At 61.6% G+C, this 6541-nt stretch carries 7 protein-coding genes and 1 pseudogene; 7 read left to right on the forward strand and 1 reads right to left on the reverse strand.

Annotation, left to right across the window (positions count from 1 at the left end; all coding sequences use genetic code 11):
* Nucleotides 1-95 precede the first annotated feature (95 nt).
* Complete coding sequence (locus NKJ26_RS32910) at nucleotides 96-1490, reverse strand: PD-(D/E)XK nuclease family protein (protein WP_352699993.1); 1395 nt, start codon at nucleotides 1488-1490, stop codon at nucleotides 96-98.
* A gap of 289 nt (nucleotides 1491-1779) precedes the next feature.
* On the opposite strand from NKJ26_RS32910, the gene tnpA reads away from it, so the two are divergent.
* From tnpA to NKJ26_RS32945, 7 genes and pseudogenes are all read left to right on the forward strand, one after another.
* Nucleotides 1780-2217 (forward strand): IS66-like element accessory protein TnpA, encoded by a 438-nt coding sequence (gene tnpA / locus NKJ26_RS32915; protein ID WP_352608053.1) that lies wholly within the window; start codon nucleotides 1780-1782, stop codon nucleotides 2215-2217.
* Nucleotides 2214-2564: an IS66 family insertion sequence element accessory protein TnpB gene (gene tnpB, locus NKJ26_RS32920; RefSeq protein ID WP_352699995.1), complete on the forward strand. Its 351-nt coding sequence runs from the start codon at nucleotides 2214-2216 to the stop codon at nucleotides 2562-2564. Before tnpA ends, tnpB begins: the two co-directional genes overlap by 4 nt.
* A gap of 71 nt (nucleotides 2565-2635) precedes the next feature.
* On the forward strand, nucleotides 2636-4357 hold the full coding sequence (gene tnpC / locus NKJ26_RS32925; protein ID WP_352608058.1) for an IS66 family transposase: 1722 nt from the start codon (nucleotides 2636-2638) through the stop codon (nucleotides 4355-4357).
* On the forward strand, nucleotides 4251-5285 hold the full coding sequence (locus NKJ26_RS32930; RefSeq protein WP_352608060.1) for an IS110 family RNA-guided transposase: 1035 nt from the start codon (nucleotides 4251-4253) through the stop codon (nucleotides 5283-5285). The genes tnpC and NKJ26_RS32930 overlap by 107 nt, the downstream gene beginning before the upstream one ends.
* A 78-nt stretch (nucleotides 5286-5363) precedes the next feature.
* Nucleotides 5364-5618, forward strand: coding sequence for a hypothetical protein (locus NKJ26_RS32935; protein ID WP_352699997.1), 255 nt, complete (start codon nucleotides 5364-5366; stop codon nucleotides 5616-5618).
* Entirely contained in the window at nucleotides 5615-6199 is a 585-nt protein-coding gene (locus NKJ26_RS32940; RefSeq protein ID WP_352699999.1) for a UPF0149 family protein, read from the forward strand. The genes NKJ26_RS32935 and NKJ26_RS32940 overlap by 4 nt, the downstream gene beginning before the upstream one ends.
* A gap of 261 nt (nucleotides 6200-6460) precedes the next feature.
* Nucleotides 6461-6541, forward strand: a pseudogene (locus NKJ26_RS32945) (DNA-binding response regulator); the annotation flags it as partial.

Here is a 6541-nt window from a genome sequence, read left to right on the forward strand (position 1 = left end):
ATCTCGGCGGGAAAGCGGTGGCGACGATAAAGCGGATCACGAGCAACTTCTGACATGGCCCATGTTCGCACATCTTCATCAGCCGTCGGTTAACTTTACGGTGCCTCCAGGAGCAACGATCTGGCGGCCAGGGCATAAAAAACGCGTTGGAGCTCCGCTCCGCGGTCGAACACAACGGCCTTTTTCCGCTGCGGCGCCGCTCCTGCCTTGTAGTCGGTGATAATGGCCGTGCCCCTCGATCCGTCCTCGTCGAGCCGATCTATTCGGCCGCGAAACGCAATGCCAGTTGCCCCGACTGGGACCGGCGAAAGCGTGATCCAGGGATGACGTCCGTCGATGGTCTCGCCGAAGGCGAGTTCGGTCCAACTCGTGCCGCGGGGTTCACCAAGGGCATCTTTCAGCCCGCGCGATGCACGTTCGCAGGCCAGTGTCATGGTATGGCGCCAGAGTAGACCAGGCGGGACGGCCCGTGCGATCGGCCACCCCTCGTCTAGGCGCCTGGCTTCGTCCGCAAGGGCGATCTCGATCTCGTCGACATTTCGCGGTGCACCGTCGCGGAGCACACCGCCAATGAGGGCGTGGACGAGTTCGCCGAACGCACGATGATCGAGCACGAGTGGCTGGTGATCGAGGTTCGGTTCGCGCCAATGAAGTGCATACTCCCAGACAAATCCGAGCGGATCGCAAAGTAGGCGATGCAGGGACGTCGTTGATTGTACTTCGGCTAGTGCGTCGAGGATCAGTGGATGGTTTGCCCGAATGAGCCCATCATGCGCGGTGTGCCTATCGGTTTCCTGCCAGTCGCGCCAGGAGGCGCGGCTGGCCCGAACCTGCGGGTGCTTGCCCGCATCTGCCGGTCTCGAGTAGAGGCGATCGCTTTCGCTGAATGCGTGCCGGGGGATGGCGCTGCGACCCACAATCCGTTCCTCGTCTCGTCGCCATAATGTGCTTGCCGCCTGCAGCGCGCCCGTGGCGCTTCTGTGTCCGCGCGAAAGGGTATAGTCGGCGGATTGGCTCACAATGATGTCGTGCGTCATTCGATCGTCGTCGGCGATATCTGCTGACGGGAGCCGAAGATGCTCGAGCAGATGCTCAGGAAGCAGCGGGTTTTCGATCGCCCGACGTGGCCAGGCATTCGCTTCGAGACCAATGAGGCGGACATGCTTACGGGGGGCGGCGGCCAGGTGATGGGCGGGCCCCCACACGATGGTGTTGCCGGGCTCCTGCCCATCATCGACGCGGAGAGCCTGCAGCGAGAGCTCGATCGCTTGCTGGGGTGCCATGCGCAAGGCGTCCTGCCATAAGGTGAGCGCGGGTCCACGCAACAGGCGGCGTCCTGCGCGATCCGCCTCTGAGATACCGCCAGCGAGCAGCTCGAGAGCCGGCAGCAATGTGCGCTCGGCAATATCCCCATCTGCCCGTTCGGCGCGCGCCTGCTTGAGGGCGTGCTGCCAAAGACGCGGAGTCGTCAGCGCGGCGCTCCGCCTCAAGCCCTTTGCCCAATCAACGGGGATCTGCTCTCGCACGAGAGGAACACGGGCAAATAGAAGGCGGACTCGCTCCTGGGATGTCAAACGGCTTCCAAAACTGACCCTCGATCGGCGTCGATTCCCCGGCTTATGGGGTCAAATTTTGCACGCCGATTCACACCTGGGACAGGCCCCTCAACAGGATGTCGGCGAGTGCACGCAATGGACGAAACGGCCCTCCGCCCTGAGCAAACGTAAGCGGTGCGCCAAGGCACCTTGCAAGATGCCGATGAACAGGAGGTTTCGGGCCATGACATTGGAACATGCAACGGGCGATATGGTCGCCGAGTTAAGCGGCGCCGCGGCGGCCGAAGGTCTTAAAACGGTGCCCGGGCGCGTGCGGCAACGAAGGCTGTGGAGTTGCACTGAGAAGCGCGCGTTGGTCGACCTGGCGAGCGCGGCGGGGTCGTCGGTGACCGAGGTCGCGGAAGCGTTCGGCGTAGCTCCGTCACAGCTCTATGCGTGGCGCAAGCAGATGGCCGGCGGGGAACTCGATGCCGATCAGGCGATGGCGACCTTCGCGCGCATCGACGTGAGCGATCTGCCGGATGTCGAACGCCCCGTCGCCGATTGCCCGGACCCGGCCGGCAGGATCGTCGTGGCCTTTGCGAGCGGCACGCGATTGCGGATCGACGGGATCGTCGATCCGACAGCACTGCGCATCGTCCTGGCGGAGTTGACCAGGTGATCACGGTGGTGCCGACCGACCGGATTTACCTGTGCTGCGGCGCGACCGACATGCGTCGCGGGATCAACAGCCTGGCGCGGATGGTGCGGCAGGTGCTCGCGCTCGACCCGCACACCGGCGCGATCTTCTGCTTCCGTGGACACAAGGGTCATATCATCAAGATTCTGTCGCATGACGACCAGGGGTTCTGTCTGTTTACAAAGCGGCTGACCGATGGTTGTTTTGCCTGGCCAACCACCAAGGATCAGGTCGCCGTGTCGCTCACCAAGGCGCAGCTTTCGCTGCTTTTGGACGGGATCGATTGGCGCCGGCCGAGCAAGATTTATCGACCGCGTTTGGCTGGCTGATTTTGATGTTTCTTATTGATTTTGTGTTGATTCTTCTTCCGTGACGAGGGTCTTTCGGGTATAGGTTTTGGGTGTCGGAACAAGCTCCCTCAACCGCTGATTTCTTCGCTCGGATCGCCCTTCTGGAGGCGGCCGTTTCTGCCCGTGACATCACCATCGCCGAACGCGATGAGCAGCTTCGAAGAGAGCGCGCCGAGGCCGCACTTCGCATCCAGCGCCTGCAGCTGCGGATCGATCGCTTCAACCGCAAGGCCTTCGGCCGCTCCTCCGAGAAGCTGGGCCAGATGCGGCTTGAACTCGAAGATCTCGAGACCGATTTCGCCGCCAGCGTGCCCGATCTCGAGCTGCCCATCGTTGCTGACACCGACAAGGTCCGGGTGTTGCCGGTGCGTAAGCTCAATCCCAACCTGCCGCGCAAGCGGGCCGTTCGCGAGCCGTCTTGCGCATGTTGCCCGGGCTGCGGCGGCGATCTGCGCGCCATGGGCGAAGATAGCGACGAGATGCTCGATCTGGTTGCCCAGGCCTGGCAGGTGATGGAGACCATTCGACCCAAGTACAGCTGCCGGACCTGCGATAAAATCATCCAGGCGCCAGCGCCAGCCAAGGCCATTGCACGCGGTAAGCTCAGCTATGCCGCGCTCGCCCATATCATGATGGCCAAGTGGGGTTATCATCTGCCCTTCTACCGTCAGGCACAGATGATGGCCGCCAAGGGCGTCGATATCGAGCGATCCACCCTTGCGCGCAGCGCCGGCTACGCCGCCGCCTTGCTCGACCCGATCTACAACCGCATCCGTGAGATCGGCCGTACCCGCACCAAGATTCATACCGACGACACGCGGCTTCCGATCCTGGCGCCCGGCAACGGCAAGACCCACAAGGGCGCGCTCTGGGTTTACGTCGCCGACGACCGCAATTCGGGTTCGCAGGAGCCGCCGATCGCCTGGTATCGCGCCACCATGGGCCGCGCCGGCGAGAGCGTGTTGACCGAGCTCGCCGGATTTGCCGGCACGCTCCAGGCCGACGGTTTCAGCGGCTATAACCAGCTCTACAAGGGCGGCGCCATTCGAGAAGCTGCGTGCCTGGCCCATCTGCGTCGCAAGATATTCGACGTTCACGACAGCCAGCCGACCGAGCTCAGCACGACGGCGATGGCCAGTATCCAGGCGATCTACCGGATCGAGGAAGAGATACGGGGACTCCCGCCCGCCGAGAGATTGGCCGCACGACGAAGTCGGACCCGACCACTGGTCCGGGCGCTGCGACGACAGCTCACGCGCCAGGGCAACGGTTTGTCGCGCCATGCCGATATCGCGAAGGCCTTCGCCTATGGCACCAGACGATGGCGCGCGTTCAATCGCTTCCTCTACGATGGCCAGCTCGAGCCCGACAACCTGATCGCGGAGCGGGCGATTCGTGGATTTACAGTCGGCAGGCGCAATTGGCTTTTCTCGGGCAGCTTCGCCGCGGCAGAGCGGTCAGCGGTCGTGCTCAGCATCATTGAGACGTGCAAGCTTTGCGGCGTCGATGCCGAAGCCTACATGGCCGACGTCACCGAGCGCATCCAGAATGATTGGCCAGCCTCGCGCTGGGACGAACTGATGCCGTGTTGGGGTGGACGGCTCCCAACGGCATCGCGATGTGCCAGAATGAGTTCGTTGAAAGCTCAATCGAGGGAGACCGTCCGTGGAAGAGATTATCCGAATTGGTGTCGATACGTCAAAGAGCGTTTTCCAATTGCATGGCGTGAACGCAGCCGAGCAACCAATCCTGCGCAAGAAGCTTTCGCGTAGGGAGATGGTGAAATTCTTCGAGAAAGCACCACCGACCACCGTCGCACTCGAAGCTTGCGGTGGCTCTCATCATTGGGCGAGGTTGTTAGATTCCTTCGGCCACGACGTAAAATTGATCGCGCCGCAATTGGCCAAGCCTTATGTCAAGCGCGGCAAGAACGACGCGGCGGATGCGGAAGCCTTGTGTGAGGCGATGAGCCGACCCACCATGCGCTTCGTGCCGGTAAAGAGCGCGGAACAGCAGGCTGCGTTAATGCTGGTCGGTGTGCGAGAGAGACTCATCCGCAATCGGACACAGCTTGCCAATGCTATTCGCGGTTTCGCCATGGAGTTCGGCATCGTCGCGGCCACCGGCATGTGCCGGATCGAACCGCTATTGGAGCGCATTGCGGCTGATCAAGCCCTGCCTGAATTGGCCCGCGAGCTCTTTGCCATGCATGGCGTTGAGTATCGAGATTTGCTTGCCGAAACGAAAGTCGTCGAGGAGAAATTAACCGCGTTGCATCGCTCCGATCAATGCAGCAGGCGCCTGGCCGAAATTCCGGGCGTCGGGCCGGTCGGCGCATCGCTTTTGATGATGAAGACCCCAGATCCCCGAACGTTCAAGTCGGGTCGCGATTTTGCCGCCTGGATAGGACTCACGCCCAAAGACCATTCGTCCGCAGGCAAGGTCAGACTGGGGGTGATCACACGTGCTGGCGACGAAATGCTGAGGAGCGTATTGGTGGTTGGCGCAACTGCCCTTCTTCAGCATGTCAGAACCGGTCGAAGCAGACATGCTTCCCGATGGCTGATCGAACTCCTGCAACGGAAGAAAACGAAGCTGGTGGCGGTGGCGCTCGCGAATAAGATCGCCCGAATTGCCTGGAAGCTTATGGTGAGCGGCGAAACGTACCGGCGACCGGAAGAACAAACACAGGCAATTTAGGAAATTGGCCACCACGGCGAGCACGATAAAAATGCTACCGTGTTGAGCTGATGCTGTGAACTTGCAAGAGAAAAGCAGATGGTGCGATCGATCGATCCAAGACGCGTGACACTCCGCCAATTCCAGTGGCCTTTCGAGGTCGTTGCCGTGTTAGGAACACGCGTTGCGGAAACCATCTTGGCCAGTGGTCATGTGCGACCACACACAAAGGCCGCACATATGGATGCAAGCGATCCGATCAAAAATATCCGCAAAAAACACTTGCAAGTGGGAGCCGTCCACATATGGAATTGGGTGCGCCGCGAAGAGATGCAGCTCTCCTTGGCGGCATGAGCGCGCTCGATGACATGGCGCTGTCGGACGAGGCGCTCGAGGCCTGGATGGCTGCCAAGACCAACCGCCCGCTGGTGCGGACCATGTCGGCGCTGGATGGCTTCGTAACGGCGGCGGTCACCGGGCCGCGCTACCCGGACCCGCAAGACTGGATGTGCCCGCTCATGGGGTTGCGGCGCGACGTCCTGGCCAAAGGGTCTGCAACCGATCACGCCGTGTTTGCCAGCGTCGCCAAGATCCACAACCGGATCAACGAGACGCTCTTCGACAGACCACGGGATTATGCGCCCCGATTCGCAACCAAGCCCAGCGGCGGCATCGACCCCCGGCCGTGGTGCCAGGGGTTCTACGCGGCCATGAATCTCAACATCAAAAGCTGGAGACGGCTACTCGACTCGACAACCCAACCACGGCCTGCTGCTGCCGATCCTGATCTACTGCGTCGACAAAAAGGAGAGGCCCGTCCTCGGCAAGCCCAGGCCGGGGCCCGAGACCGCGCATTTCATCGAACACGAGGCCTACAAAGACATCGCCCTCGTCATCCCCGCCCTACGCGAACTCCACTACGTCACCCGTTATGACGACCCGGAGTGATCGGCGCCGGCGCGCGGACCAACGACCGACCCGCCAAAGACACATCACCAGCGGTTTCAGGAAAGGTGCCTCGGCGCACCGCTTACGAGCAAACGACCTTCCGAAAGTTTGCGACAGAACCCCGAGCACGGCCTCACATTGGCCGCACGCAACGGCGAGTGGTATCAAGGGGCAGCTGTTCTGGGTCGGTGCCCCAGGGTTGCTCGGCAACAGGTTTAGACAAGGGGATTCAAGATTGAAGGTGGCCGTTGAAACATGTTCTTGTCATTGACGATGATGCCGCAATGCGGCGCCTCATCGCCGAGTATCTCACGATGCATGCCCTGAAG

The sequence above is a fragment of the Mesorhizobium sp. M0152 genome (assembly GCF_040322415.1).
In the GTDB taxonomy this organism is placed as follows: domain Bacteria; phylum Pseudomonadota; class Alphaproteobacteria; order Rhizobiales; family Rhizobiaceae; genus Mesorhizobium.

Bases quoted from the DNA above. Each gene is read 5' to 3' on its own strand.
- tnpA (WP_352608053.1), top strand. From the start codon at position 1,780: ATGACATTGGAACATGCAACGGGCGATATGGTCGCCGAGTTAAGCGGC.
- NKJ26_RS32935 (WP_352699997.1), top strand. From the start codon at position 5,364: ATGGTGCGATCGATCGATCCAAGACGCGTGACACTCCGCCAATTCCAG.
- NKJ26_RS32940 (WP_352699999.1), top strand. From the start codon at position 5,615: ATGAGCGCGCTCGATGACATGGCGCTGTCGGACGAGGCGCTCGAGGCC.